We start from the raw sequence: 25,450 nt of genomic DNA, 5'->3' as shown, positions 1-25,450 counted from the left end.
AGGATCATTATGTCCACTCTCAAGATCGAAGACCTCCACGTCGGTGTCAACACCGATCAGGGGCTCAAGCCCATCCTCAACGGCATCAACCTCGAGCTCAACTCGAACGAGACCCATGCCATCATGGGGCCAAACGGCTCCGGCAAGTCGACCCTGGCCTACGCTCTGGCCGGTCACCCGAAGTACATCGTGACCTCGGGCTCGGTCACCCTCGACGGTGAAGACGTCCTCGCCATGTCCGTCGACGAGCGCGCCAAGGCCGGTCTGTTCCTAGCCATGCAGTACCCCGTCGAGGTCCCCGGCGTGACCGTGACGAACTTCCTCCGTTCGGCCAAGACCGCGATCGACGGTGAGGCTCCGAAGCTGCGCAACTGGACGAAGGACCTCAAGCAGGCCATGGAGAACCTGCGCGTGGATCCCGTGTTCGCTTCGCGCAACGTCAACGAAGGCTTCTCCGGTGGTGAGAAGAAGCGTCACGAGATCCTCCAGCTCGAGATGCTCAAGCCGAAGTTCGCCGTCCTCGACGAGACCGACTCCGGCCTCGACGTCGATGCCCTGCGCATCGTGTCCGAAGGCGTCAACCGCGTCAAGGACGCCACCGACGTCGGCGTCATGCTCATCACCCACTACACGCGCATCCTCAACTACATCAAGCCCGATCACGTCCACGTGATCATCAAGGGCAAGGTAGCCGAGGAAGGCGGACCGGAACTGGCCGAACGCCTCGAGAACGAAGGCTACGACCGCTTCTTCACCGCCGGCGTCTGATGTTCTCACGTCTGCGGGGCGACTTCCCGATCCTCGATGTGAGGGTCGGGGAGTCGCCGCTGTCGTATCTGGACTCCGGCGCGACGTCGCAGAAGCCGCAGTGCGTCATCGACACGTTCGTCGAGTACTTCGGCCAGCGCAACGCCGCCGTCCACCGGGGCGCACACTCCCTGGCCGTCGAAGCCACGGACGCGTTCGAGAACGGTCGGATCGCCGCTGCCGGATTGGTCGGCGGCACACCGGAACAGGTGTGCTGGACGAAGAACGCCACCGAGGCGCTCAACATCGTCGCCCTCGGCATGGATCGGGCCAGCCACGGCTTCGGGGGAGAGGAAGCAGAGCGCTTCGCCCTCGTCCCCGGTGACTCGATCGTCGTCACCGAGATGGAGCACCACGCGAATCTCGTGCCGTGGCAGCAGCTGGCCGCCTCCACAGGAGCGCAGCTGCGCTGGCTGCCGGTCACCGCTTCCGGTGAGCTCGATCTGACCGACCTCGACACGATCGTCGACGAGACGACGAAGGTGCTCGCATTCACGCACGTCTCCAACGTCCTCGGCACGATCAACCCGGTCGACCGCCTCGTCGAACAGGCTCGCGCCGTCGGGGCGTATGTCGTCCTCGACGCCTGCCAGTCCGTCCCGCATATGCCCGTGGACTTCGTCGACCTCGACGTCGACTTCGCGGCATTCTCCGCTCATAAGGCGCTCGGACCCACCGGTTTGGGCGCACTGTGGGGCAAGTCCGAACTGCTCGACGCTCTGCCGCCGGTGCTCACCGGCGGATCCATGATCACCACAGTGACCATGGAGGAGACAGAGTTCATGCCCGCACCGCAGCGCTTCGAGGCCGGCACTCAGCCGGTCGCCGAGGTGGCGGCCTTCGCGACCGCGATCGGCTACCTCGCCGAGGTGGGGCTGGACAATGTGTTCGAACATGAGAAGGAACTCGCCCGAGTCCTCCTCGACGGGATCGCTGACATCCCCGGGATCCGCGTTCTCGGTGATGCCGCGGACCGGATCGGGACCGTGGCATTCGACGTCGACGGCGTACACGCCCACGATGTCGGACAGTATCTCGACTCCCAGGGGATCGCCGTGCGGGTGGGTCACCACTGCGCTCAGCCGCTGCACCGTCGCTTCGGGGTCACCGCCTCGACGCGGGCGAGTACGTACCTGTACAACAACGTCGAAGACTGCACACGCTTCCTGACGGCTCTGGCGGAAGTGCGGCCCTTCTTCGGAGTCGCAGGAGAGGGGGAGTGAGCCGATGAGCACACAGATGCAGCAGCTCTACCAGCAGGTCATCCTCGACCAGTCGCGGGCCCGCACCGGAAACGAGGCGCTGCAGCGCGATGCGGCGACCGGCCCGCACGGGTATTCGCACCAGGTGAACCCGACGTGCGGCGATGAGATCGAACTCGAGACCGAATTGCTCGACGACGGCCATATCGCCGTGCGGTGGAGTGGAGACGGCTGTTCGATCTCCATGGCTTCGGCCTCGGTGCTGTCCGAGCTGGCCGCCGACGCCACAGCCGAGCAGATGCTCGAGATCGAATCTGCATTCCACGAGCTCATGCATTCTCGTGGGACAATGGAAGCGGATGAGGGCATTCTCGGGGACGCCGCGGCGTTCTCGGGAGTGTCGAAGTTCCCGGCCAGGATCAAGTGCGCTCTCCTGTCCTGGATGGCGTTCAAGGACGCACTCAACCAAGCACAAGCAGCACGTGAGGAGAAACACCATGCCTGAAGTCATTGACGCTCCGCAGAATGCCAGCGTCGACGAAGTGCGCGAAGCGATGATGGACGTCGTCGACCCCGAGCTCGGTGTCAACATCGTCGACCTCGGCCTCGTCTACGGACTCTCGGTCGAAGACGACGGCACGGCCGTCATCGAGATGACGCTGACCTCAGCGGCCTGCCCGCTGACCGACGTCATCGAAGATCAGACCGCACAGTCGCTCGAGGGCATCGTGCCGGCCTACCGGATCAACTGGGTCTGGATGCCGCCATGGGGTCCGGAGAAGATCACCGAGGACGGACGCGAACAGATGCGCGCCCTCGGCTTCAATATCTGAGACCGTCATCGACTGAGTCGGACGGGCGTCCCCGCGGGGACGTGAACGATCCCATCGCCGAGGCGGGACGACCTGAGAAGGTCGCCCCGCCTCGGCGATCGTCGTTGGGACCGGTATCCGTGACGAATGGAAGGGTCACGGAGATCACCGCCCCGCGGACCGAGAACCCGAGTGCGGCGTGACAGAATGGAATCCGACTTTCCAAGGAGAACCATTGACGATCATCGCTGCCGCCGACGGATCCGCGCTCGGCAACCCCGGACCTGCCGGGTGGGCCTGGTACATCGACGACACCTCCTGGCATGCCGGTGGGTGGAAGAACGCGACGAACAATCGAGGCGAGCTCATGGCCGTCCTCGATCTGCTGTGGTCGACCGCAGACAGCGACGAGGGTCTGAAGATATACTGTGATTCGCAGTACGTGATCAACGCCCTGACCAAATGGATGCCGGGGTGGAAGCGCAAGGGTTGGAAGAAGGCCGATGGAAAAGAAGTCCTCAACAAGGACCTCTTAGCGTCCCTCGATGAGGCGCTGAGCGGGCGGACGGTCGAGTTCGAGTGGGTCAAAGGCCACAACAACCACGAACTCAATGAGGCCGCCGATGACCGCGCCCGCGCGGCAGCAACCGCCTTCCAGAAGGGCACGGCTGTGCCGGAAGGCCCCGGATTCGTCCCCGCGGGGACGTCGGCTGCGCCCGCTGAGGACGAACCGGCAGAAGAACCAACGGAACCGTCCCTGCACGAGGACGTCCTCACCGAGCCCTCGACCGCATCGGCTTCGCCGGCCACCACCGTCGTGTCCTGTCGCGTGCCGTCCACAGTCGCAGATGAACTCGTCGCCCGGGCACAGTCCCGCGGCATCCACCCCCAAGAATTCCTGGCCGAACTCATCGGCCGCAGTTTGGAGACAGAATGATTCAGGCCTCCGGCCTCGAAGTCGCCGTCGGCGCCCGCACCCTCATGTCCGAGGTGTCCTTCCGCGTCGACAAGGGCGACCGAGTCGGTCTTGTCGGCCGCAACGGCGCCGGCAAGACCACCCTGACCAAGGTGATCATGGGCGGACACCCCGCGGCATCGGGATCCGTGTCGATCTCCGGCACCGTCGGCTACCTGCCGCAGGACCCGCGCAGCGGCGACCTCACGGCCACCGGAATGGAACGCATCCTCTCGGCGCGCGACCTCGATGTCCTCGTCAAACGTCTGCGCAAGGCCGAACGGCAGATGGCCTCACCGGATGAGAAGGTGGCGACGAAGGCCATCGACCGGTACCCGCGCATCGAAGCCGAATTCATCGCCGCCGGCGGTTACGCCGCCGAATCCGAAGCCTTCGCGATCGCCGCGAACCTCGGCCTCGACGAGACCCTGATCAGCCAGGAGATCGGAACGCTCTCCGGCGGTCAGCGCCGTCGCGTCGAACTCGCCCGGATCCTGTTCTCAGCTCCGGACACAATGATCCTCGATGAGCCGACGAACCACCTCGATGCCGAATCGGTGCTGTGGCTGCGTGATCACCTCAAGGCCTACTCCGGTGGCCTGATCATCATCAGCCACGACCTCGACCTCATCGACGAAGTGGTCAACAAGGTCTTCTTCCTCGATGCCACCCGGCAGACCATCGACATCTATTCGATGAGTTACCGGCTCTACCTCAAACAGCGTGAGGACGATGAACGGCGTCGCCGCCGTGAACGTGCCAACGCTGAGAAGAAGGCCGCGGCGCTCAACGCCCAGGCGAACAAGATGATGGCGAAGGCGACGAAGACCGTCGCCGCACAGCAGATGGCCAAACGAGCCGACCGACTGCTCGCCGGACTCGAGGACGAACGCGCCACGGAGAAGGTCGCGAACCTGCGCTTCCCGGCCCCAGCCGACTGCGGTCGCGTACCGCTGACCGCCGAAGGACTCTCACGCAGCTTCGGTTCGACCGAGGTGTTCACGGGTGTCGACCTCGCGATCGACAAGGGCACACGAGTCGTCGTGCTCGGCTACAACGGCGCCGGCAAGACGACTCTGCTGCGTCTGCTGGCCGGACTCGACGAACCCGACTCCGGAGAAGTCGTCCCCGGCCACGGGCTCAAACTCGGCTATTACGCGCAGGAGCATGAGACGCTCGACCTCGAGCGCACCGTGCTGGACAACATGTCACGGAACTCGCCGCATCTCGATGACACTGCAGTGCGCAATGTGCTCGGCTCGTTCCTGTTCAGCGGTGACGACGTGCACAAGCCAGCCGGGGTGCTCTCCGGTGGTGAGAAGACACGTCTTGCTCTAGCCACTCTTGTGGTCTCGAGTGCGAACGTGCTGCTGCTCGACGAGCCGACGAACAACCTCGATCCTGCCTCCCGTGAGGAGATCCTCTCGGCGATCCGCCGCTATGAGGGTGCGATCGTGCTCGTCACCCACGATGAGGGTGCGGTGTCCGCACTCGATCCCGACCGTGTGCTGCTGCTGCCCGACGGCGACGAGGATCTGTGGAACGACACGTACCTCGACCTCGTCACTCTTGCCTGAGTGAGTTCACCGAGACTCACCTGAACCGGCTCACTGCGAGCGGAAGCGCTCCTCGAACAGGGCATCCTCGTCGGCCTCATCGCGTCCGCGCACGGTCGGCGAGGCCCAACGGTTGCGGCCGTAGCGGCTGCCTGGCTGGCTGATCTTCGCACCCGCGTCGAGGGCGGCCTTGTCGATGACGACCATTTCGCTGTTGGGATCGCTGTGTTCGACCGCCTCGGCGGCGGCTTTGCGCTCACGACGCGCCGAGATCACCACGGCGATGATGATCATGATTCCGAAGGCGAACCACTGGAGCATATAGGACAGGTGGTTGCCCGGATCGAGCTCGGGCATCGGCAGCGGGGTCAGTCCCTCTTCCGGGGAACCACCGGTCTCTGCCGGTGAGGCTTCGACGTAGACGTTGGAATAGGCGTCATCCATCCCGGGAATCCGCGCGGGATCGATGGCTCTGATCAGACCCTTCGGGTTGTCGTCCTCGGACCCGTCCTGCGCCGGACGCAGATGAGCGACGACGGTCTGCTCACCCTGCGGCGCTTCAGGTACGGCATCCTGTTCGGCGGTGAAGCCGCGGACGACGGCGATCGTGGCACCGCCGGTGAGCTCGAACGGGGTCACCACATAGAAGCCGGGCGTGTCGCCGACGGTGCGGTTGCGTGCGAGGACAGTGTCCTGGTCGGAGTACTGTCCGGTCAGCTTCACCTGAGTCCACTCATCGGTAGTCTCCAGCGTGGAATTCGGGTTCGGCAGCACCGAGGAGATGTCGACGGGGTCGGCGGAGAAGTTCGCGGTGATCGTGGCGATCTCCTGCTCGCGCTGATCCCGACGGTCCTTCTGCCACAGAGCGAGGAACACGCAGGCGATGATGACGATGATCGCCATGGCGATGTATTTGAGCCAGCGTGCGGAGAAGAGGAAGGAATAGCGGCTCAACCTGCGTCCTCCGGGATCTCGTCGACGGAGACGTCGGTGATGAAGAAGTCGCGCAGCTTCAGGAAGTCACGCAGATAGTCCAGGTGCTCATCGCAGGCCAACCACGTCTTCTTCCGCTCGGGAGTGTGGACGCGAGGATTGTTCCACAGCAGGGCGCGGGTCGCGAACGCCCGGCATTCCTTCGCGGAACACTGCAGCTGTTCGCTCAATCCTGGTCACTCCTGTCGTCGTCTTCTACGGTTTCACCGGGGATGGTCTCACCCGGAATCGTCTCGCCCGGGATCGTCTGGCCTTTGTCGCCCACGTCGGGTTCATCCGTGTCCTGGCCGGCACCATTCTGGTCTGCGTCGTCGCTTGTCTCGTCATCAACGGTCTCGCCGTCGAGGGTGTCGCCGGAGACCGTCTCACCGTGCGCCGGCGGCAGCTCCGCCAGCGGGGCCTGATCGAGCAGCGCGGAGCGATCATCGCGGGAGCGTTCGCGGCCCGCGTTGGCGAAGATCACCGCCGGGTAGGGAAGGATGACCGCTCCGGCCACGCACAGCCACATGATGATGTGCAGATCTGCGACGAAAGCGAAATAGGCGGCCACGAAGCAGACCGTCCTGATTCCCATGGTGATCGAATACTTGATGATCCGAGACCGCATATCGTCATCAAGGGCGGTGTCTGCCGTTGTGATCTGCTGAGCGTGCCTGACCATATCCTTCTTCGATCGATGACTGCCAAACATGATACTCGTCCTTTGTGAGAGTCATATCCATCGGCCAAAGGACAGGATAGGTTTGTCCACGATAGATTTGAAGAACACAGTCGATCAACAGGAGACCAACGTGTCAGAACCACGCACAGTCCTCGTCACCGGCGGCAACCGCGGAATCGGTCGCACCATCGCCGAGGAATTCCTCGCCCAGGGGGACAAGGTGGCAGTCACCTCCCGCAACGGTCAGGCCCCGGAAGGTGCCCTCGCCGTGGCCGCCGATGTCACCGACAGCGAATCGATCGATCGGGCGTTCACCGAGATCGAGGAGAAGCTCGGCCCCGTCGAGGTCGTCGTGGCCAATGCCGGAATCACCGCCGACAACCTGCTCATGCGGATGAACGACGACGAATTCGAATCCGTCATCAACACGAACCTCACCGGCGCCTTCCGCACCGTCAAGCGCGGCATCACCGGAATGATCCGGGCGAAAAAGGGCCGCATCGTCCTCATCTCCTCGGTGTCGGGTCTCTACGGAGTGCCCGGCCAGGCGAACTACTCTGCTTCGAAGGCCGGACTCGTCGGCTTCGCCCGCTCCATCACCCGCGAGGTCGGCTCCCGCGGAATCACCGCGAATGTCGTCGCCCCCGGATTCATCCGCACGGACATGACCGACGAGCTCAGCGAGAAGCAGCAGAAGGAATACCTGTCGACGATCCCGGCCAAGCGCTTCGCCGAACCCGCAGAGGTCGCCAAGGTCGTGCGCTGGATGGCTTCGGACGAAGCCGCCTACATCTCCGGCGCAGTCATCCCCGTCGACGGCGGACTGGGCATGGGCCACTGAGCCGGCGGCCGCAGACGATGCGGCCTCGCCGGGCCACAGCCCGTAGACTTCGATTCAGAGACACCGCCCGAAGCGGCGTCATGCACTCGCAACAACCCTTCTTTCGAAAGGACCACCATGGGAATTCTTGACGGAAAGCGCATTCTCGTCACCGGCGTGCTCACCGAGGCCTCGATTGCCTTCGCCGCTGCCCGCATCGCACAGGAGCAGGGAGCCGAGGTCATCCTCTCGAGCTTCGGCCGCCAGATGAAGATCACTCAGGTGATCGCCGAACGCCTGCCCCAGACCCCGCAGGTCATCGAACTTGACGCCACGAACGAAGAGGACCTCGCGGCCCTGCCCGAGCGCCTCGGCGGCAACATCGACGGAATCGTCCACGCCATCGCCTTCGCCCCGAAGGATGCCCTGGGCGGAGTCTTCCTCGACACCCCGTGGGACTCGGTGTCCGCGGCCATCCACGTCTCCGCCTACTCGCTCAAGGCCATCGCCGTGGCCGCGAAGCCCGTGCTCAACAAGGGTGCAGGCATCGTCGGGCTGACCTTCGACGCGACCATCTCCTGGCCGGTCTACGACTGGATGGGTGTGGCCAAGGCCGCCTTCGAGTCGACCGCCCGCTACCTCGCCAAGTACGTCGGCGAAGACGGTGTGCGCGTCAACCTCGTCTCGGCCGGACCGCTGAAGACCACCGCCGCGACCTCCATCCCCGGCTTCGAGACCCTCGAAGACATGTGGGGCGACCGCGCACCCCTGGGCTGGGACCAGAAGGACACCACCCCTGCCGGCAAGGCCATCGTCGCCCTGCTCTCCGACTGGTTCCCCGCCACCACCGGCGAGATGATCCACGTCGACGGCGGATTCCACTCCACCGGAGCCTGAGACAGCTCATGCCTGTGCTCATCCTCGCCCGCCACGCGAAGGCGGAACCGGACGGTCCCACCGACTTCGAACGGTCCCTGAACTCGAAGGGTCTGGCTCAGGCGGTCGAAGCCGGAGCCGAGATCGCCGAGCGCTGGTCACCCGATGTGGCCATCGCCTCGGCGGCCCGGCGCACCGTGCAGACCGGACAGGCCGTCGTCGAGGCGGTCAACCGTGCGCACGGAGGAACCCTCGACGAACCGGGTGAACTGACCCTGCGCGAGGACCCCTCGCTCTACGCCGGATCCGTCGACGACTGGCTGGATGCGATCAATTCGATCCCTGCGGATGCGCAGTGCGCGTACATCGTGGGCCACCAGCCGACCGTCTCCGAGGTGGTCGGCCACCTCAACCCGGAAGGCGGGGTTCCCGACGCGTTCCGTCCCTCGTCGATCGCGGTGTTCGACCTCGAGAGCTGGGACGTGGAGCCGGGACAGTACCCGGCCCCGCAGATCCGGGTGTTCCACGGGGTCTGAGACCTCATCGAGCACCGCTGAAGCCAACGACTGTGGCCCTGACGAATCAATCGTCAGGGCCACAGTCGTGTTCAGTCAGAGCAGTCGCTCACCCGTCCGCGCGGGCAGCCACGAGGTCGATCACGGCTCGCAGGTCACGCGATTCCACGGATGCATCCGCTGCGGCGACGAGAGCCGGCTTCGCGCAGAAGGCGACTCCGAGACCGGCAGCCTCGATCATGCCGATGTCGTTGGCGCCGTCTCCGATCGCCACCGAGGCGGCCCGGTCGTATCCTCCGGAGGCCAGTAGATCTTCGAAGATCTCTGCCTTGGCACTCGGGTCGATGACGCGTCCATCCGTCCGTCCGGTCAGTTGCCCATCGGTGATCTCGAGACCGTTGGCGAAGACGTCGGTGATGCCCAACCGTGCGGCCACGGGAGCGATGATGGCGGTGAAGCCGCCCGAGACCAAGGCCACCTGGCCACCGGAGGAGTGCACGGCCGCGACCAGGTCAGCGGCCCCCTCGGTGAGGGTGATCTGCTCACGCACTTCATCGAGGACGGTCTCCGGCAGACCGGTCAGCAGAGCGACACGTTCGGCCAGGGATTCGGCGAAGTCGAGCTCGCCGGCCATGGCGCGTTCGGTGATGTCGGCGACCTGGTCTCCGACTCCGGCGTGGGCGGCGATGAGGTCGATGACCTCCTCGTTGATGAACGTCGAATCGACGTCCATGACGAGCAGCTGGACGGGGATCTGGGAGGCGTTGGCCTGGGGCGTCTCATTCACCCCTTCATCGTAGCCACAGCCATGATGTAGTCCGCGGCCGCGGGGTGCAGCTGAGACAGCAGCGCACCGAACTGGGGCGGGGCAACCGTGGCCGGGGCCAGCACGCTGGCCATTCGGTGGTGGATATCGAGGGCGGCGTAGATCGCCCGGGAATCCGCCTCAGTGGGGATGAGCCGGGAGATCGGATGCATCGTCGACAGCTCCTCCTGCCAATCGCGCCACGGCCCCTGTCGCCATTCCTCGGGGACCTCGATGGTCTCGATGAGATTGAGTCCCTCCATCACCAGCAGCCGAAGACGCCGCAGCGCCTCGGGCGCGGAGCCGACCGTGACTGGGCGGAAGACCGTGGGTTGGCAGGCGAGGATCTCCACGTTCGCTTCGGCTCCGATGAGGGCGATCGCCGCCTGTTCGTCGCCGCGGTGAAGGACGACGGGGGCGCTGTGGCGGCCGACCTTCGTCCGGGCGGTGCGATCGACCGGGGGAGTGGTGTGCGGCAGCGACGGGTGGTGGAGCGCCAAGCGCGCATGAGTGATTCCGGCGGCAGCCGCTACGGCTGCGAAGAGCAGCAGACCGGTGGGCACGGACGAGCCGAACACCTCATCGGAGACGATGAGAGGAACATCACGATCATCGTCGAGGAACGCAGAGGTGACCTCGTCAGGGGCGAGGGTCGAGCGCAGACGGTGGTTGAGCGCGAGTGTCAGCAGCAGTGAGTCGGTCGTGAGGTCCATGTCGAACCAGGATAGACGGCTCGTCTGCGATAGAGTCTGAGGATATGAGTGAAGTCCTGAATCTGGATTCTGTGTCCGTGCGCCGGGGGACCAATTTCCTCCTCGACGATTTCTCCCTGACCGTCGCCGAAGGCGAGCACTGGGCGGTGCTCGGACCCAATGGTGCGGGCAAGACGACCCTGCTCGAACTGGCGGCCGGTCGCATGCATCCGACGACGGGTACGGTCAACATCCTCGAGGAGCAGCTCGGGCGCGTCGACGTGTTCGAACTGCGTCCGCGCATCGGCTATGCCTCGACGATTCTGGCCAATCGCATTCCGAGTTCTGAAGCGGTGCTCGACACCGTGCTCACCGCCGCGTACGGCGTCACCGGACGCTGGGTTGAGGAGTACGAACAGGACGACATCGAACGCGCCCGCGACCTGCTGGCCGCGTTCCACATCACGCATCTGGCCGATCGTACCTTCGGCACCCTGTCCGAGGGCGAGCGCAAGCGGGTGCAGATCGCGCGTGCACTCATGACCGACCCGGAGCTGCTGCTGCTCGACGAGCCGGCATCCGGACTCGACTTCGGAGGGCGCGAGGAGCTGCTCGGTGCGCTCTCGGAGATCTTGTCGTCGAAGTGGGCGCCGGCCACGATCATGGTCACCCACCACGTCGAGGAGATTCCCGAGGGCATCACGCACGTGCTGCTGCTGTCGGAGGGCACCGATCTGGCCGCCGGTCCGATCGAGGAGACCCTGACGGCTGAGAATCTCGCGGCGACCTTCGGCCTCGACGTCAAGCTCACCCGGGACGGCCAGCGCTACCACGCACGTTCCGCCCTCTGAGCATGGAGTTCCTGGCGAACCTGAGCCTCGAACCGTGGCAGATCGGCCTCGTCATCGTCGCCGGAATCGCGGCGGGCGGAATCAACGCCGTCGTCGGTTCCGGAACCCTCATCACCTTCCCGGCGCTCGTCGCCTTCGGAGTGCCGCCGGTCGTGTCGACGATGAGCAACGCTGTCGGTCTCATCCCCGGCAACATCGCCTCCTCGCTCGGTTATCGCGAAGAACTGCGGGGGCAGTGGAAGAGAATTCTCGGATTCGTTCCCGCCTCTCTGCTCGGGTCGCTGACCGGGGCGTATCTGCTCCTGCACCTGCCCGAGGACGCCTTCGAGACGATCGTGCCCGTTCTCCTCGTCGTGGCTCTGATCATGGTCGTGGGACAGCCGTATCTTTCGCGCTATCTGAAGAACCGGTCACTGCGCCGGGCCGAGGCCGCCGGCGTCGAACATCGGGCTGCCTCGGTGGGGGACCGCCTGTCCACCGGTCGGTACATCGCCGTGCTCATCGTCGTGTTCCTCACCGCGATCTACGGCGGCTACTTCGCCGCGGCCCAGGGCATCATCCTCATCGCTCTTCTCGGTCTGCTGCTGCCCGATGATCTGCAGCGGCTCAACGGGCTGAAGAACGTCCTCGTCCTCGTCGTCAATACGGTCTCGGCGAGCACGTACATCATCGTCGGTCACGACCGGATCAACTGGATCGCCGTGGTCTGCATCGCCATCGGCTCCATGATCGGCGGGTACTTCGGTGCCCGTGTCGGTCGGAAGTTCTCGCCGGTGCTGCTGCGCGCCGTCATCGTCGTCCTCGGTCTCGTCGCGATCTGGAGGATCCTCACACTGTGAACGGAACTGCGCTGTGAATACTCCGGCCAAGGCGCCCCTGACCCGTCAGCAGGTCATCGCCAGGTCCGCTGAACTTGGGATCGCCGTCGAGCGTCTGCGCTTCTTCGACGAAGCGGACCTGGCAGCCGGGAAGGCAGGGGGCGGTTCGAGTGACGGCCTGGATGGGCGCCTCGAAGGCATGCGCGACTATACGCAGCTGACGGATGTCGCCCTGCGCAGCGTCCGGGAACCCGCCGAAGGACTGTTCATTGCCGAATCATCGAAGATCATCCGCCGCGTTCACGCGGCCGGTCTGTCTCCCCGGTCGTTCCTGACCAGCCCGAAATGGCTGTTCGACTTAGCCGACATCATTTCTAAGAGCGATGTGCCGATCTTCATCGGCACAGACGCCGCCGTCGAAACACTGACCGGGTTCCACCTCCACCGAGGCGCCCTAGCAGCAATGGGCCGACCCGCCCTTGCCCCGGTCGCAACCTTGGTCGAGGATGCGCGACGCATCGTTGTCATCGAAGACATCGTCGACCATACGAATGTCGGCGCGATCTTCCGTTCCGCCGCCGCGTTCGGCGCCGATGCCGTGCTCGTGACACCGCGTTGCGCCGATCCGCTCTATCGCCGGTCGATCCGCGTGTCCATGGGCACAGTGTTCCAAGTGCCGTGGACGCGTATCGAGTCATGGCCCGCCGGGATCGCCGAGCTCCAGAATGCCGGATTCCATGTGGCGGCACTGGCACTCGATGATGATTCGGTGAGCCTGCGCGAGTTCGCCGCCACCGCACCCGAACGCACCGCTGTCGTCTTCGGCACGGAGGGCGACGGTCTGAAGCGATCGACGATCGCCGCCTGCGATTCGACCGTGATGATCCCGATGAGTGGGGGAGTCGATTCCCTCAACGTCGCAGCCGCCTCGGCGGTCACCTGCTTCGCCCTGCAGGAAGGGTGACGCCCACCAGCGGCGATTCCCTCCGCGTTCACCTCTGGTGGAGAGACGTTCACCTCGGGTGGATAGAGTTGAGTCGAGCCGAACCCGGCTCTGACAGCCCCGAATGAGGAGATCAGTGGACCGCAGCACTCTAGCCCTTGCCCTCGAAGCCGCCAGGATCACCGGCGAAGTCGCCACACCCAGGGAGAACAACCTCTCCCATATCCACCGCTTCCTCGCCCAGGAACGACAGTTCGACTTCGGCGTCGAACTCACCCGCGACTGGGACTATGACTCAGTGTTCGCGCTCATGGTCGAACGCTGCGGTCTGCGGCCCGACCCCGACTTCGTCGAAGGGGTGGACACGATCTCCACCGACGCCTGCATCGACGCTTTGGAGAAACTCGCCGAGGCGGTCGGTGAGGTCACGCGGGCAGGTGGCCGAATCCTCTTCGCCACCGGTCACCCGGCCGGACTGCTGCCCGTGCACATGGCCATCGCGCAGGCCGCGAAGGCCGCCGGCGCGGTCATCGACTTCCGTGACCACTTCATCCCGGTCCCGGAGATCGGCGGCGACGTCCGTCAGATCAACAACGTGTGGACCTGGCACCTGCACGGCGGCAGCCCGCACACGCACCTGGCCGAACCCATGCATGCACTGCTTGACGATTTCGCCGCTCGCGGCGGATCCGCGCCCGACCTCGTCGTCGCCGATCACGGGTGGGCCGGAGCCGCCTCGAGCAGGGGACTGCGGACCATCGGCTATGCCGACTGCAACGATCCGGCGCTCTTCGTCGCCGAGGCGCAGGGACTGATCGAGGCGACCATCCCACTCGATGACGACGTCGTACCCAACCTCTACGCCCCGCTCATCGACTTCGTCATCGAACGGGCGGGACTGAACTGATGGGCGACATCTGACCGACAGCAGGTGTTGGACGAAGCGACACGGTCAGTCGATGTCGTTGGCCAAGTCTTCGATTACCTCGGCGCCGGGCAGCGACGCAAGCGCGGAACCGGAGAGAAGCAGCTTGGAGCCGCGGATGCCCGAACCGATGATGAGCTCGTCGGCCGCGGCGACACGGGAATCGATGAGCACCCGGTAGTTCTCCGGAAGTCCGATCGGTCCGATCCCGCCGTACTCCATCCCGGACTCGTTGACCGCACGTTCGAGCGGGAGGAACGAGGCCTTGCGGACGTCGAGAAGCTTCTTGACCCGCTTGTTGACATCGGCGCGGGTGTTCGCGAGCACCATGCAGGCGGCGATGCGCTCCTCACCGCCACGTGAACCAGCGACGAGGACGCAGTTCGCCGAGGTGGCCGGCGGCAGATCAGTGGCGCCGAGGAGAGCCGCGGTGTCTGCGATCTGCGGATCGATAGCGAAGACGTCGACATCGCCGGAGACCGTGGGCAGGGCCTTCGCGGTAGCTTCTGCGAGGAGTTCGGGCGCTTCCGCAGCCGGCTGCAGTGTGAACTGGGTGGAGATGCGTTCCTTTGTGCTCATGGCCACAGTTTAGGAGATCTGTGTCGAATCGCTTTGTCCGGGCCCATCAGTTAGAATTGACTGTCGCTCCGTGTCCGGTTCCTACGGTTCGGAGCGTGTCCAGCAGACGAATTCGGGCACTGGCAGATGGGTCGGACCCATATCAGGCGCCTGAAAGAATTCAGCAGAGGTTAAGAAAATGAAGAAGGACATCCACCCGGAATACGCGCCGATCGTGTTCAACGATCTGGCTTCCGGCACCAAGTTCCTCACCCGCTCCACCGCTAAGAGCGACAAGACCATCGAGTGGGAAGACGGCAACACCTACCCCGTGATCGACGTCGAGATCTCGTCCGCTTCGCACCCGTTCTACACGGGCAAGCAGCGCATCCTCGACTCCGCCGGCCGCGTGGAGAAGTTCAAGGACCGCTACAAGGGCTTCGGCAAGCGCTGATCTCAGGCGTTCCCAACAGCTTCATTCAGATTGCCCCGCACACCGACGAGGTGTGCGGGGCAATCTGCTGTCTGCAACCCTTTTGCTGCCGGCGCGACGTTCCGCAGGAATGCGCCAGGCTGCGTCCCCGCGGGGACGCAGCCACGGCAGCGGCGGCGATCAGTCGACGGTGACCGAGACCTCGGGGGAGGGACTCACCCGCGCCGCCGGATGGTAGAGAGAGGCGACACCGGTGGCATTGTCGAGGCAGTTCGCGATTCCGTGAGCGACCTTCTCCTTCGCGGAGACGACCGCATCCTTGATGTCCAGACCGGTGGCGATTCCCGCCGCGATCGAGGAAGCGAAGGAGCAACCGGCACCGTTGACGAGCTTGTTGTTGACCTTGCGCGAACGCAGAGTCGTCACGGTCTCACCGTCGAAGAGGATGTCGATGGCGTCGTCTCCGGCGAGACGAGCTCCGCCCTTGACGACGACGTTCTTCGCGCCCTGCCCGTGGATGATCTTCGCGGCCTCGACCATACCTTCGACGGAGTCGATGGGGTCGATTCCGGCCAGGGTCGCGGCCTCTTCGAGGTTCGGGGTGATGACGGTGGCCAAGGGCACGAGGTTCTCGACGAAGAGATCCTTGAGGTCGACCATGGTGCCTGCACCCTTGCACACGAGCACAGGATCGAAGACGTACGGCAGATCGTTGGTCTTCAGCTTCTCGGCGAGGACCAGAGCCGAATCGACCGAGCCGAGCATTCCGGACTTGATGGCGGTGAACTCGTGCACGGCCATCGTCGATTCGAGCTGACGGGTGACGACCTCGGGTTCGATGAACTCGAGGACGTGGGCGAATCCGTCATTGGGGTCGAAGGTGACGATGCAAGTGACGGCGGCAGTGCCGAAGGCACCGTATTCGTCGAACATCTTCAGATCGGCTTCGAGTCCGGCTCCTCCGGATACGTCGGATCCGGCGACGGTGAGCACCTTTGCGGTCATTATGGTCCTTTCAGGTAAAGCGTTCGCGAAGAAGTCTACGCGGATTCAGGCCCCTGCGTAGCCGTGCTGGCGCCAGGCTTCGTAGATGGCGATCGATGCCGAATTCGCCAGGTTGAGCGAACGGCGTGCCGGCAGCATCGGGATCCGCACTGCCATGTCCACATGGTCGTCGGTGATGACCTCGTCAGGCAGTCCCGTCGACTCGCGCCCGAAGAGGAGGACATCTCCGTCTTGGTATTCGACCTCGGCGAAGGAATTGTCCGTATGCGTGCTGAACGCGATCACTCGACGCTCACCGAGGTGGCTCCACAGTTCGTCGATCGACGGATGGACGGTGACATGGGCGAGGTCGTGGTAGTCGAGCCCGGCGCGGCGCAGCTTCGCATCGGAGAGATCGAAGCCGAGAGGCTCGACGAGATGAAGGTGGGCTCCGGTGACCGCGGCGAGCCGGATGGCGTTTCCGGTGTTGCCGGGGATTTCGGGAGTGTGGAAGACGATGTCGATATTCATATCCTCCTTATCTTCTCACCTCAGAGACCGGCGCTGCGCACGAGCAGGTAGCCCTGCCGGCTCGCTTCCGGGAAGGGGCCGGCCCTGTCGGGTTCGCGTTCGAGACGGGTGACCGGAGAGAAGCCGTGAGGTTCAAGTGCGGTGAGAACGTCATCGATCGAGCGCCGGTGGAAGTCGAGGTCGACGGAGAAGCCCGCGAGATCGGAGACGTGATCGATTCGATCGCCGAGCTGAAACGCCAACTGGAACCAGCCGCCCGGACGAAGGACACGGGCCGCCTCGGCGAAGGAGAGGGCGAGCGCGTCATCGGGGACGTGGATCGTCGAGTACCAGGCGACGAAGCCGGAGAAAGAATCATCGGCATAGGGCAGGGCAGTCATCGACCCGACGTCGAACCCGAGCGTCGGATAGAGACCCTGAGCGAGGTCGACCATGGCGGGGGAGAGGTCGAGTCCTCGCGGGGTGAGACCGAGAGCAGCGAGGAACGAGGTGATACGACCCGGACCGCAGCCGATGTCGAGGACCTCGGCTGAGCCGGTGCCGAGGACGAGTTCGGAGAAGGCCCCGAGGACGGCGCGGTCATGGGGCTTCGCGGTGAGCTCATCGGCGACCCAGTCCGTATAGGTCTGCGCGATCACATCATAGGAATCACGCGTGGCCGCCTCACGGGTGCGGGCTTCGTCAGTCATGACGTCACCCTACCCGTCAGCGCTGACTTGAGCGGTGCGGGTCAGTTCGGCGAACTGCTGGACGCACGTGGCTCAGTAGGGTCACCTGCAGAAACGAAACTCAATCGAATCTGAACGCAGATCTATACAAATCGAGTGCTGTCGAGTGGATTCTCGTGTCAGTGCCGAATCCTAGAGTGGAGGCACGGTTGGTGGTCATGGGGATCGCCGGACCGGAGGGTCGAAGAGGCCGCGGGAGGGGAGCGCCATGAGAGACGACAAGCCGATTGGAGCGGAGGCGGCCGACATCGAGGGGCTGAGCGTCGATCCGAAGGACTACGGAGGAGCTGAAGCCGATGTGGACCCCAGCACCCTCACCTGTGAGCAGATCGTGACGGATATCCGACGCAACATCTCATGCATCGCTTTCTGCCACGCTCGCGTCATCACCCTCATCGACGAGGTCGAAAGGCGGGGGCTGTGGGCGGAATGGGTCGGGGTGAAGACCCTGACCGAGTGGGTGATGCATGTGGCGTCAGTGAGCATGCACACGGCTCGCGAGTATGTGCGTGTGATGAGAGCGCTGCGAGAGATGCCGAAGGTGAAGAAGAGTCTGGCGGGCGGTGACGTCAGTTTCTCAAAGGTGAGGGAAGTGACTCGACTGGGGGAGCGGATCGGCGACGACGAGGCGCTGCGCCTGGCCACCCTTGCCACTGGCAGTCAGATCAGCCGAATCTCGCAGAACTACCAGCAGCTGGCCGACAAGATCGACAACGGCCCGTTCCCGCTGTACCTGGCTCAGGACAGTGTGAGCATGCGTCAGGTGGCGCCCGGTCGGACCCGGATCACGATCGAACTCGAGGAGGACGATGCCGCAGAGATCGCCGCGATGCTCGACGCCGCCCGCCAGGTCCTCGAACGTCCCGCCCATGACGGCGCTGTGGCGGATGAAGTGGGCAAGAAGTGCGAAGGTGACAAAGTGGATGAGGCTCCTTATGAGCCGGTCTCCCAGGTCATGTGCCTGATGGAGATCATCCATGCCTTCCCCCGTGCCGAGCCCCCTGGTTCGATCGACGCCGATCGTGCCCGACTGCTCGTCCATGCCTCCGCCGAGGTGATCACTCGCAGCGGGGCCACGATGGAACCCGCGCCCGCTTTCGAGCCCCCTCTGCTCAGCATTCCCGCGAAGCTGGCGACCGACGCCGGCGTCCCCGCGGGGACGGAAGGCGAATCGGGCGGTCAGGCGGACGAGGGGGTTGGGCCGGACCATCCGGCGGGAGCCGAGGGGGACGTCCCCGCGGGGACGCCGGGCGGACGTGCGGATACGACCTGCCGGATCGAAGGGTTCGGTGGCATCACCGCGGCAACGGCGGAGCGCCTGAGCTGTGAAGCGCTGATCAGCGGCGTGATCAAGGATGCCGGAGGTGACGTCCTCATGCTCGGGCGCTCGAAGCGTCTGGTGAGCAGACGGCAGCGAATGGCACTGAGTGTGCGTGATGTCTGCTGCCAATTTCCCGGCTGTCGGGCCCGCAGGCGATGCGATGCCCACCACATTCGCCCCTGGTCGCAGGGCGGAACGACCGATATGGACAATCTCATCCTGCTCTGTCGCCGACATCACACCGTGGTGCACAAATACCAGCTGCGCATCGAACGCACCGGAGCGGACTTCGCCGGAGCGATGCGCGGTCCCGCTGCCTTTGCCTTCTATCTGCCCGACGGCTCCCAGCTGCTTCCTCTGGAAAGTCGGGTGAGAGGGCGGATGATGTTCGACACAGCAGTTCGCGTTGCGAAGGTCAAGAAGATCACGAAAGCGGCCGATCCCGGCACCGTCGGCGGTGGTTATGGCTTTGACCTCGGGCTCTGTATCGCGTGGATGTTCGAGGCCGAATGGCGACACGCCCGGGAAGGCAAAGCCGTTGTCTAAATCTTGCCAATTTAGAACACCAGTTCGATAATGGATGTCATGTCAGCAGCACCAGTCATCGAACAGCTCAGCCGGGAGACGGGGATCTCCACGGCTGCGGCGCTGTTCGATAAGATCCCACCCCATCCGGTGGGTCCTGTGCTCTCTCCGCTGTTCCGTCGCGGCGGTCTGCCGCGCGGGGAACTCGTCACCGTCACCGGTGAGCTGTCGCTGAGCTGCGGCCTGGCGACGATCGCTGCGGCGACCCGGGAGCAGAAGTGGTGTGCCGGCATCGGGCTCGGCGAACCGGCCGTGTCCTCGATCGCCGATCTCGGTGTCGACCTCGACCATTTCGTCAATCTCGCGACTCCCGGTGAGGACTGGCTGCGGGTGGCTTCGATTCTCATCGAATCCTTCGACATCATCCTCGTCGACCCCGGCTTCGCCCCGAGCGCTTCCGAACGGGCCCGACTCCTGGCGAAGATCCGTGAACGGCGAATGAGCCTCATCAGCCTCCGCCCCATGTCCGGCAGCACGGAGCAGATCGAGATCACCGATACCCGCTGGTCGGGTGCCGCACACGGTCGCGGACGCCTGCAGTCCTGCCTCGTCCGCGCCCGGTCGCAGACGGGAACTCACCGGTTCCTGCTGCCCGGGCCATCCGGGACTCCCTCCAGCGTCCCCGCGGGGACGCTGGAAGTGGTGGCAGACGGGGGATCACCCGCCGCTTCCGCAGAGACCTCTGAGGTCTCCGGCGTGGCAGCCGAAGCGCGTGCCGTTCCTGCAGAGGTTCCTTCTGTATCTGTTGGAGCGTCTATTGCCCCGACAGCGGGCACGGGTACGGACACGGATACGGATACGGCGGACGATCCTCGGTGGTCGACGATCACACAGCTGCGAAAGGTGATCAGCCATGTCGGATGAGCCTGACCGCACCCTCGTGCTCACCGTGCCCGACTGGCCGGCGGTGGCCGCCGCGATCGAACACGACATCGCCCCGGGCCGCCCTGTCGCGGTCCTCCACGCAGGCAAGGTCATCGCCGCCAATGCTCCGGCCCGTGCCGCCGGAATCACCGCAGGCAACAACAAACGCGCCGTGGGATATCGCTGTCCGGAAGCCCATGTCGCAGTCTGGAACGAAGAGGCGGACAACCGACATTTCAGCGCCGGAGTCGGTGCCCTAGAAGACCTCGTCGCCCGGTTCACCCTGCTCAGCCCGGGGACACTGGCGATCCCTCTCGACTCGCTCAGACACGGCTACGCCGACGAAGCCAGCGCTGTCGAGACTCTGGTCTCGGCTCTCGTCGACGACACCGGATGGGAGTTCTTCCCCGGAATCGCCGACACCGTATTCGCCGCGGTCCTCGCCGCCGGACAGGCGCGCCGGGTCGAACCCGGACAGACCGTGGACTTCCTCTCCGCCCAGCCGATCACCACCCTGGAATACGCCGGCACCGAGGCGACCGCCCTGATCGAGGTCTTCCTGCAGCTGGGGCTGCGCACCCTCGGCGACTTCGCCCGCCTCGAGGCCAAAGACGTGAACGCACGCTTCGGTGCCTTCGGCCGGCATCTGCACGACCTCGCCTCCGGGCGGGCAGGAGCCCCGCTCGCCGATCATGTCCGCGGCGAACAGCTCGACGTCGAACTCGATCTCGATGCCCCGACGACCCGCAGCGACACCCTCGGCTTCCTGGCCCGCCAGCTCGGTGCGGATCTGCTGGCCAAGGTGCGCAGACAGGGGCTGGTCTGCACCCAGATCACGATCGAACTCGATGCCGCAGCCGGGCAGTCCTCGTCCCGGACCTGGCGGATCGAGGACATGCAGGAGAACGCGATCGCTGACCGTCTGCGGTGGCAGGCCGAAGGCTGGCTTGCCGGAGCGAACACCGGAGCCGGAGCTTCCGGACCGAAGCAGGACTCCGGATCGGGACAGAACCCCTGCACGACACAGAACTCCGGCACGGCACAGGCTGACCCGCAGGCGCTCGACATCGTCGACGAGCCGGCGCCCGATGCCGAGGACTTCTCCGAGGACGGCATCATCGCGCTGCGCCTCATCGCCGCCGAACTGACCACCCCGATCGGTGCCACACGCAGTCTGTTCGACGAGAACACCGGGCAGATCACCTATACGCTCGAGCGTCTGCAGGGACTGTTCGGTCCCGATGCCGTCCTGGTTCCGGGCATCCAGGGCGGGTGGGATCCCGCCGAGACGAACCTGTGGACCCCGTGGCAGCAGGCGGCCGCCCCCGAACGCAGTCCTGCCGCACCCTGGCCCGGTGCCCTGCACGCGCCCCGTCCGACGACCGTCGAACACTCCGCCGTCGACGTGCTCGCGGCCGACGGCTCACCGGTGGAGGCACGTCCCTCGGGGCTGGGTGCCGCGCCGGCGACGATCAGATTTCCCACCGGGCAGACCGAGACCATCACCGACTACTCCGGTTCCTGGCCCATCGAATCCGGTTGGTGGGACCCGAGCCGGACCGTCTACCGGACCCGTCTGCAGGTGGTCACCGATGCTGGCCGGGCCCTTCTGCTGAGCAAAGAACACGGCCAGTGGTACCTCACCGGCCGCTACCGCTGACCGGTGGCCCATTGGCCGGCACCCAGTGGCCAATGCCCCCGCTGACCGACGCCCCACCAGAGAGGAGGAGACCCCGATGGGATTCTCGAACCCGCGCACACCGTGGTCGAAGCTCGCCCGCCGCCTCGAAGGCAAGGGCCTCCCCGGTGCCTCCGACACCCCCGACAAGCAGGGAACGGGCAGGCAGGGGACAGGTCGTCCCGTCGACAAACACGCCGACGGCTCCGACGCCCCGGCCTTCTCCCGCCCTGACCGCTATCAGGTCTCGGTCGGCCCCGGCGGTTCGGACGGACGCAGCCGCTACCAGGGCCCGGAAGGCGCCGGCAGCGCTCAGGGGCCAGGCAGCGGACCGCTGCTGCGTCAGAGCAGTGTGGACTGGGCGGAGCTGCATGTGCATTCCCAGTTCAGCTTCCTCGACGGAGCCTCCGACCCCGAAACGCTCGTCGCCGCCGGTGCCGCCGCCGGACTGACCTCCCTGGCGCTGACCGACCACAACGGACTCTACGGCGCCGTCCGCTTCGCCCACGCCGCCGCCGAGGTGGGACTGGACACCGTGTTCGGCTCCGAGCTGTCCATCGGTCTGTCCGAGAAGATCCCCGGCCAGACCGACCCCGACGCCACCCACCTGCTCGTCCTCGCCCACAGCGTCGAGGGCTACCACCAGCTCTCTCAGGCCATCACCGAGGCGAATCTGCGCGGTGAGAAGAACCGCCCACTCTTCAGCCTCGAAGAACTCGCGGCAGAAGACGGCGACTGGATGATCCTCACCGGCTGCCGCAAAGGTCCGCTGCGGCGAGCGTTGGGCGACGATGACGGCGGACTCAGCGCTCTGCGCGAACTCACCGCACTCTTCGGACCCGACCGGGTCGCCGTCGAACTCAGCCGGGACGGAACCCCGGATGACGACGAACGGCTGCGCCACCTCGGCGATCTGGCACAGCGGGCGGGTCTGCCGGTCATGGCCAGCAATGCCGTCCACTTCGCCACCCGGGCCGAGTGGAAGTCGGCCCAAGTGCGCGCCTCGGTGCGGTCGCGGAAGTCCCTGGACGAACTGGCCGGATGGCTGCCGGCGACGGCGAGCGCACGCATCCACACCGGTGAGGAGATGCTCGCACGCTTCCCTCGGCAAGCTCTGGACAATGCGGTGCGGATCGGTCGGGAGTGCTCCTTCGTGCTGTCCTCGGCCCGACCCGACCTGCCGAAGGCGCCGATGCCCGATGCGACCGAGGGGGAGACGTATCTGCGCGGCCTCATCGCCGAACGCGGCCGCACCCGCTACGGAACCCGCGCCGAGAACCCCCGGGCCTGGGAACAGCTGGACCGGGAGATGGACATGATCGCGCAGCTGGGCTTCTGCGGATACTTCCTCATCGTCTTCGACATCACCGAATTCTGCCGTCATATGGGCATCTTCTGCCAAGGGCGGGGCTCGGCGGCGAACTCTGCGGTCTGCTTTGTCCTGGGCATCACCGCCGTCGACGCCGTCAAACACGGGCTGCTCTTCGACCGGTTCCTGTCCCCGGACCGCAAGGGGTACCCGGACATCGACATCGACATCGAATCCGGTCGCCGCGAAGAGGTCATCCAATACGTCTACGACCATTTCGGCCGCGACCGGGCCGCCCAGGTCGCCAATGTCATCACCTACCGGGCGAAATCGGCCATCCGGGACGCCGCCTTCAGCCTCGGGTATGCCCCCGGACAGCAGGATGCGTTCTCGAAGTCGAGCAACCGGTGGTCGAGCCTGCCCGATGCCGAGGACTCGCCCGTGCCCGCCCCGGTGCTCGAGATCGCCGAGGATCTGCTCGGCTCCCCGCGGCATCTGGGCATCCATTCCGGCGGGATGATCCTCGCCGACCGTGCCATCGGCGAAGTCGTGCCGATCGAGAAGGCGACGATGGGCCACCGCACCGTCGTCCAATGGGACAAAGACGACTGCGCGGCCATGGACCTGGTCAAATTCGACCTGCTCGGTCTGGGCATGCTGACCGCCCTGCACGAGATGGTCGGACTCGTCCACCGCCACACCGGGGTCCTCATCGACCGGGCGGAGATCGATGACGACGATGAAGCCGTGTACGAGATGCTCTGCCGCGCCGACGCGATCGGGGTATTCCAGGTCGAATCCCGCGCCCAGCTGGCCACTCTGCCCCGGCTGCGACCGAGGACGTTCTACGACTTGGCCGTTCAAGTCGCTCTCATCCGACCGGGACCGATCCAAGGCGGCTCAGTCCACCCCTATATCCGCAGACGTCAGGGCCTCGACGAGGTCGAATACCTCCACCCGCTGCTCGAGAAGTCCTTGGCCAAAACCTGCGGGGTGCCTCTGTTCCAAGAGCAGCTCATGCAGATGGCCATCGACGTCGGCGGGTTCACCGGAGCCGACGCCGACCGGCTGCGGCAGGCCATGGGCTCACGCCGCTCGGAGAAGCGGATGGCCGAACTCGCCGAGAAGTTCCGCACCGGAGCCATGGAGCGCGGAGTGGATGAGGACACCGCCGAGACGATCTTCTCCACCATCGCCGCCTTCGCGAACTACGGATTCCCCGAATCGCATGCCATCAGCTTCGCGAACCTCGTCTATCAGTCCGCCTGGTTCAAATACCACCACCATGCGGCCTTCACCGCCGGACTGCTGCGCAGCCAGCCGATGGGCTTCTACTCCCCGCAGTCCCTCATTGCCGACGCCCGCCGGCACAAAGTGCCGATCCTGCCCGTCGACATCCGCTGGTCCCAGGCGGCCACGGACCTCGAACGGGTCGAACCCGGGAAACCGGGGCACACCATCACCGAGGCGGCGGTCGGGAACGGGGGCACCGCCTCGGCGGGGGAGCTGGGGATCCGTTTGGGACTGGACACCGTCGCGCATGTCGGCTCCTTCGCCGAGGTGATCGTGACCGAACGCGACAAGGCACCGTTCGCCTCGGTGGCGGATTTGGCCGAACGCACCGGAATCGGCAAACAGGCCCTGGAATCCCTCGCCACCGCCGGAGCCCTGTCCGGATTCGACCTCGACCGACGGCAGGCGCTGTGGTTGGCCGGGGGAGTCGCCGGCGCCCATCCCGGGCTCCTGCCGGGGACGGCGAGCGTGGACTCGGCCCCGACCCTGCCGGCCATGGACGCCTTCGACGTGACCTTGGCCGAGCTCTTCTCCACCGGGATCACTGTCGACGGCTACCCCACGGAGATCCTGCGCGAGACGCTTCGTGCCCGCGGATACGCATCGACCGCGGATGCGGCGGCGGCCGCGGACGGAACCCGGATGACGGTGGCTGCGATCGTCACCCACCGGCAGCGTCCGGCGACCGCCTCGGGGATCACCTTCATCAACCTCGAGGACGAATTCGGGATGCTCAATGTGGTGGCCACCGCCGGGCTGATGAAGCGCTTCCGCACGGTCGCGACCTCCCGCAACGCACTCGTCGTCACCGGGCTCATCCAACGCGGGGGAGACGTGGTGAGCCTCTACGCGCACAAACTCATCCCCCTCGAAGTGCAGCTGCCGACGAAGGCCCGCAACTTCCGGTGACCCCAGATTTCCGGTGTCCTCGGCAT

28 protein-coding genes are annotated in these 25,450 nt (G+C 65.4%); 19 read left to right on the top strand and 9 right to left on the bottom strand.

What is annotated here, in order from left to right; genetic code table 11:
• Positions 1-9 precede the first annotated feature (9 nt).
• From sufC to BEP01S_RS09730, 7 genes are read left to right on the top strand one after another with little or no spacing between them, the layout of a single operon-like run.
• Positions 10-768: a Fe-S cluster assembly ATPase SufC gene (gene sufC, locus BEP01S_RS09755; RefSeq protein ID WP_062242612.1), complete on the top strand. Its 759-nt coding sequence runs from the start codon at positions 10-12 to the stop codon at positions 766-768.
• The gene (locus BEP01S_RS09750; RefSeq protein WP_062242609.1) at positions 768-2,030 is read left to right on the top strand and encodes a SufS family cysteine desulfurase; all 1,263 of its coding nucleotides are present in this window, start codon (positions 768-770) and stop codon (positions 2,028-2,030) included. The genes sufC and BEP01S_RS09750 overlap by 1 nt, the downstream gene beginning before the upstream one ends.
• Before the next feature lie 4 nt (positions 2,031-2,034).
• Positions 2,035-2,514 carry a Fe-S cluster assembly sulfur transfer protein SufU gene (gene sufU, locus BEP01S_RS09745; protein ID WP_244882181.1) on the top strand — a complete coding sequence of 160 codons (480 nt, stop codon included), beginning with the start codon at positions 2,035-2,037 and terminating at the stop codon, positions 2,512-2,514.
• Entirely contained in the window at positions 2,507-2,842 is a 336-nt protein-coding gene (locus BEP01S_RS09740) for a metal-sulfur cluster assembly factor (RefSeq protein WP_025778421.1), read from the top strand. The genes sufU and BEP01S_RS09740 overlap by 8 nt, the downstream gene beginning before the upstream one ends.
• 41 nt (positions 2,843-2,883) lie before the next feature.
• Positions 2,884-3,024 (top strand): hypothetical protein, encoded by a 141-nt coding sequence (locus tag BEP01S_RS16825; RefSeq protein WP_157070553.1) that lies wholly within the window; start codon positions 2,884-2,886, stop codon positions 3,022-3,024.
• 32 nt (positions 3,025-3,056) lie between these two features.
• A complete protein-coding gene (locus BEP01S_RS17340; protein ID WP_062242603.1) occupies positions 3,057-3,758 on the top strand; it encodes a ribonuclease H family protein in 702 nt (233 codons plus the stop codon).
• Positions 3,755-5,353: an ABC-F family ATP-binding cassette domain-containing protein gene (locus tag BEP01S_RS09730; RefSeq protein ID WP_039207529.1), complete on the top strand. Its 1,599-nt coding sequence runs from the start codon at positions 3,755-3,757 to the stop codon at positions 5,351-5,353. Before BEP01S_RS17340 ends, BEP01S_RS09730 begins: the two co-directional genes overlap by 4 nt.
• A gap of 30 nt (positions 5,354-5,383) precedes the next feature.
• Here the strand turns inward: BEP01S_RS09730 and BEP01S_RS09725 are convergent, their stop codons facing one another.
• From BEP01S_RS09725 to BEP01S_RS09715, 3 genes are read right to left on the bottom strand one after another with little or no spacing between them, the layout of a single operon-like run.
• Complete coding sequence (locus BEP01S_RS09725) at positions 5,384-6,286, bottom strand: SURF1 family cytochrome oxidase biogenesis protein (RefSeq protein ID WP_062242600.1); 903 nt, start codon at positions 6,284-6,286, stop codon at positions 5,384-5,386.
• On the bottom strand, positions 6,283-6,495 hold the full coding sequence (locus BEP01S_RS09720; protein WP_039207534.1) for a hypothetical protein: 213 nt from the start codon (positions 6,493-6,495) through the stop codon (positions 6,283-6,285). The genes BEP01S_RS09725 and BEP01S_RS09720 overlap by 4 nt, the downstream gene beginning before the upstream one ends.
• Positions 6,492-7,016, bottom strand: coding sequence for a DUF3099 domain-containing protein (locus BEP01S_RS09715; RefSeq protein WP_235354933.1), 525 nt, complete (start codon positions 7,014-7,016; stop codon positions 6,492-6,494). Before BEP01S_RS09715 ends, BEP01S_RS09720 begins: the two co-directional genes overlap by 4 nt.
• 100 nt (positions 7,017-7,116) lie before the next feature.
• Here BEP01S_RS09715 and BEP01S_RS09710 point away from each other — a divergent pair, with 100 nt between their 5' ends.
• The 3 genes from BEP01S_RS09710 to BEP01S_RS09700 all read left to right on the top strand — a co-directional run bounded on the left by BEP01S_RS09710 (position 7,117) and on the right by BEP01S_RS09700 (position 9,218).
• Positions 7,117-7,827, top strand: coding sequence for a beta-ketoacyl-ACP reductase (locus tag BEP01S_RS09710; protein ID WP_039207765.1), 711 nt, complete (start codon positions 7,117-7,119; stop codon positions 7,825-7,827).
• Between the two features lie 117 nt (positions 7,828-7,944).
• Positions 7,945-8,703: an enoyl-ACP reductase FabI gene (fabI, locus tag BEP01S_RS09705; protein WP_039207537.1), complete on the top strand. Its 759-nt coding sequence runs from the start codon at positions 7,945-7,947 to the stop codon at positions 8,701-8,703.
• 8 nt (positions 8,704-8,711) lie between these two features.
• The gene (locus BEP01S_RS09700; protein WP_039207540.1) at positions 8,712-9,218 is read left to right on the top strand and encodes a SixA phosphatase family protein; all 507 of its coding nucleotides are present in this window, start codon (positions 8,712-8,714) and stop codon (positions 9,216-9,218) included.
• 88 nt (positions 9,219-9,306) lie between these two features.
• On the opposite strand, the gene serB is transcribed toward BEP01S_RS09700, so the two are convergent.
• Together serB and BEP01S_RS09690 are read right to left on the bottom strand one after the other, a co-directional pair.
• Positions 9,307-9,984, bottom strand: coding sequence for a phosphoserine phosphatase SerB (gene serB, locus BEP01S_RS09695; protein WP_062242597.1), 678 nt, complete (start codon positions 9,982-9,984; stop codon positions 9,307-9,309).
• Positions 9,981-10,715, bottom strand: a complete 735-nt coding sequence (locus BEP01S_RS09690) for a hypothetical protein (RefSeq protein ID WP_062242595.1) — start codon at positions 10,713-10,715, stop codon at positions 9,981-9,983. Before BEP01S_RS09690 ends, serB begins: the two co-directional genes overlap by 4 nt.
• Before the next feature lie 44 nt (positions 10,716-10,759).
• Between BEP01S_RS09690 and BEP01S_RS09685 the strand changes: the two genes are divergently transcribed.
• The 4 genes from BEP01S_RS09685 (at position 10,760) to BEP01S_RS09670 (ending at position 14,213) form a co-directional block, all read left to right on the top strand.
• A complete protein-coding gene (locus tag BEP01S_RS09685; protein ID WP_039207548.1) occupies positions 10,760-11,545 on the top strand; it encodes an ABC transporter ATP-binding protein in 786 nt (261 codons plus the stop codon).
• Positions 11,546-11,547: 2 nt separating this feature from the next.
• Complete coding sequence (locus tag BEP01S_RS09680) at positions 11,548-12,384, top strand: sulfite exporter TauE/SafE family protein (RefSeq protein WP_039207550.1); 837 nt, start codon at positions 11,548-11,550, stop codon at positions 12,382-12,384.
• 13 nt (positions 12,385-12,397) lie between these two features.
• Positions 12,398-13,327: a TrmH family RNA methyltransferase gene (locus BEP01S_RS09675; protein ID WP_244882180.1), complete on the top strand. Its 930-nt coding sequence runs from the start codon at positions 12,398-12,400 to the stop codon at positions 13,325-13,327.
• Positions 13,328-13,442: 115 nt separating this feature from the next.
• Positions 13,443-14,213, top strand: a complete 771-nt coding sequence (locus tag BEP01S_RS09670; RefSeq protein WP_244882179.1) for a phosphatase — start codon at positions 13,443-13,445, stop codon at positions 14,211-14,213.
• Positions 14,214-14,258: 45 nt separating this feature from the next.
• Here the strand turns inward: BEP01S_RS09670 and BEP01S_RS09665 are convergent, their stop codons facing one another.
• Entirely contained in the window at positions 14,259-14,810 is a 552-nt protein-coding gene (locus BEP01S_RS09665) for a YbaK/EbsC family protein (protein WP_052239796.1), read from the bottom strand.
• A gap of 178 nt (positions 14,811-14,988) precedes the next feature.
• On the opposite strand from BEP01S_RS09665, the gene BEP01S_RS09660 reads away from it, so the two are divergent.
• On the top strand, positions 14,989-15,243 hold the full coding sequence (locus BEP01S_RS09660; RefSeq protein ID WP_009375892.1) for a type B 50S ribosomal protein L31: 255 nt from the start codon (positions 14,989-14,991) through the stop codon (positions 15,241-15,243).
• A 159-nt stretch (positions 15,244-15,402) separates the two neighbouring features.
• On the opposite strand, the gene BEP01S_RS09655 is transcribed toward BEP01S_RS09660, so the two are convergent.
• The 3 genes from BEP01S_RS09655 to BEP01S_RS09645 are packed head-to-tail and all read right to left on the bottom strand — an operon-like array spanning position 15,403 to position 17,426.
• Positions 15,403-16,227 (bottom strand): PfkB family carbohydrate kinase, encoded by an 825-nt coding sequence (locus tag BEP01S_RS09655; RefSeq protein WP_062242589.1) that lies wholly within the window; start codon positions 16,225-16,227, stop codon positions 15,403-15,405.
• A gap of 45 nt (positions 16,228-16,272) precedes the next feature.
• A complete protein-coding gene (locus BEP01S_RS09650; protein ID WP_039207563.1) occupies positions 16,273-16,737 on the bottom strand; it encodes a tRNA (cytidine(34)-2'-O)-methyltransferase in 465 nt (154 codons plus the stop codon).
• Positions 16,738-16,757: 20 nt separating this feature from the next.
• A complete protein-coding gene (locus BEP01S_RS09645; RefSeq protein ID WP_062242586.1) occupies positions 16,758-17,426 on the bottom strand; it encodes a class I SAM-dependent methyltransferase in 669 nt (222 codons plus the stop codon).
• Positions 17,427-17,673: 247 nt separating this feature from the next.
• Here BEP01S_RS09645 and BEP01S_RS09640 point away from each other — a divergent pair, with 247 nt between their 5' ends.
• From BEP01S_RS09640 to BEP01S_RS09625, 4 genes are all read left to right on the top strand, one after another.
• On the top strand, positions 17,674-19,332 hold the full coding sequence (locus BEP01S_RS09640; RefSeq protein WP_062242583.1) for an HNH endonuclease signature motif containing protein: 1,659 nt from the start codon (positions 17,674-17,676) through the stop codon (positions 19,330-19,332).
• Between the two features lie 39 nt (positions 19,333-19,371).
• The gene (gene imuA' / locus BEP01S_RS09635; protein ID WP_244882178.1) at positions 19,372-20,235 is read left to right on the top strand and encodes a DnaE2-dependent mutagenesis accessory factor ImuA'; all 864 of its coding nucleotides are present in this window, start codon (positions 19,372-19,374) and stop codon (positions 20,233-20,235) included.
• Positions 20,225-21,895 carry a DNA polymerase Y family protein gene (locus BEP01S_RS09630; RefSeq protein ID WP_062242580.1) on the top strand — a complete coding sequence of 557 codons (1,671 nt, stop codon included), beginning with the start codon at positions 20,225-20,227 and terminating at the stop codon, positions 21,893-21,895. Before imuA' ends, BEP01S_RS09630 begins: the two co-directional genes overlap by 11 nt.
• Positions 21,896-21,971: 76 nt before the next feature.
• Entirely contained in the window at positions 21,972-25,424 is a 3,453-nt protein-coding gene (locus BEP01S_RS09625) for an error-prone DNA polymerase (protein WP_062242577.1), read from the top strand.
• Positions 25,425-25,450: the final 26 nt, after the last annotated feature.

Origin of the sequence: Brevibacterium epidermidis NBRC 14811, assembly GCF_001570805.1 — a bacterium.
In the GTDB taxonomy this organism is placed as follows: Bacteria; Actinomycetota; Actinomycetes; order Actinomycetales; family Brevibacteriaceae; genus Brevibacterium; species Brevibacterium epidermidis.
This window is presented reverse-complemented; position numbering and strand designations above follow the sequence as displayed.

Excerpts from the sequence above, each read along its gene's own strand:
- sufC (WP_062242612.1), top strand. The coding sequence starts at position 10 with ATGTCCACTCTCAAGATCGAAGACCTCCACGTCGGTGTCAACACCGAT.
- BEP01S_RS09750 (WP_062242609.1), top strand. The coding sequence starts at position 768 with ATGTTCTCACGTCTGCGGGGCGACTTCCCGATCCTCGATGTGAGGGTC.
- sufU (WP_244882181.1), top strand. The coding sequence starts at position 2,035 with ATGAGCACACAGATGCAGCAGCTCTACCAGCAGGTCATCCTCGACCAG.
- BEP01S_RS09740 (WP_025778421.1), top strand. The coding sequence starts at position 2,507 with ATGCCTGAAGTCATTGACGCTCCGCAGAATGCCAGCGTCGACGAAGTG.
- BEP01S_RS09730 (WP_039207529.1), top strand. The coding sequence starts at position 3,755 with ATGATTCAGGCCTCCGGCCTCGAAGTCGCCGTCGGCGCCCGCACCCTC.
- BEP01S_RS09715 (WP_235354933.1), bottom strand. The coding sequence starts at position 7,016 with ATGTTTGGCAGTCATCGATCGAAGAAGGATATGGTCAGGCACGCTCAG.
- fabI (WP_039207537.1), top strand. The coding sequence starts at position 7,945 with ATGGGAATTCTTGACGGAAAGCGCATTCTCGTCACCGGCGTGCTCACC.
- BEP01S_RS09700 (WP_039207540.1), top strand. The coding sequence starts at position 8,712 with ATGCCTGTGCTCATCCTCGCCCGCCACGCGAAGGCGGAACCGGACGGT.
- BEP01S_RS09690 (WP_062242595.1), bottom strand. The coding sequence starts at position 10,715 with ATGGACCTCACGACCGACTCACTGCTGCTGACACTCGCGCTCAACCAC.
- BEP01S_RS09685 (WP_039207548.1), top strand. The coding sequence starts at position 10,760 with ATGAGTGAAGTCCTGAATCTGGATTCTGTGTCCGTGCGCCGGGGGACC.
- BEP01S_RS09680 (WP_039207550.1), top strand. The coding sequence starts at position 11,548 with ATGGAGTTCCTGGCGAACCTGAGCCTCGAACCGTGGCAGATCGGCCTC.
- BEP01S_RS09665 (WP_052239796.1), bottom strand. The coding sequence starts at position 14,810 with ATGAGCACAAAGGAACGCATCTCCACCCAGTTCACACTGCAGCCGGCT.
- BEP01S_RS09660 (WP_009375892.1), top strand. The coding sequence starts at position 14,989 with ATGAAGAAGGACATCCACCCGGAATACGCGCCGATCGTGTTCAACGAT.
- BEP01S_RS09655 (WP_062242589.1), bottom strand. The coding sequence starts at position 16,227 with ATGACCGCAAAGGTGCTCACCGTCGCCGGATCCGACGTATCCGGAGGA.
- BEP01S_RS09650 (WP_039207563.1), bottom strand. The coding sequence starts at position 16,737 with ATGAATATCGACATCGTCTTCCACACTCCCGAAATCCCCGGCAACACC.
- BEP01S_RS09645 (WP_062242586.1), bottom strand. The coding sequence starts at position 17,426 with ATGACTGACGAAGCCCGCACCCGTGAGGCGGCCACGCGTGATTCCTAT.
- BEP01S_RS09640 (WP_062242583.1), top strand. The coding sequence starts at position 17,674 with ATGAGAGACGACAAGCCGATTGGAGCGGAGGCGGCCGACATCGAGGGG.
- imuA' (WP_244882178.1), top strand. The coding sequence starts at position 19,372 with ATGTCAGCAGCACCAGTCATCGAACAGCTCAGCCGGGAGACGGGGATC.
- BEP01S_RS09630 (WP_062242580.1), top strand. The coding sequence starts at position 20,225 with ATGTCGGATGAGCCTGACCGCACCCTCGTGCTCACCGTGCCCGACTGG.
- BEP01S_RS09625 (WP_062242577.1), top strand. The coding sequence starts at position 21,972 with ATGGGATTCTCGAACCCGCGCACACCGTGGTCGAAGCTCGCCCGCCGC.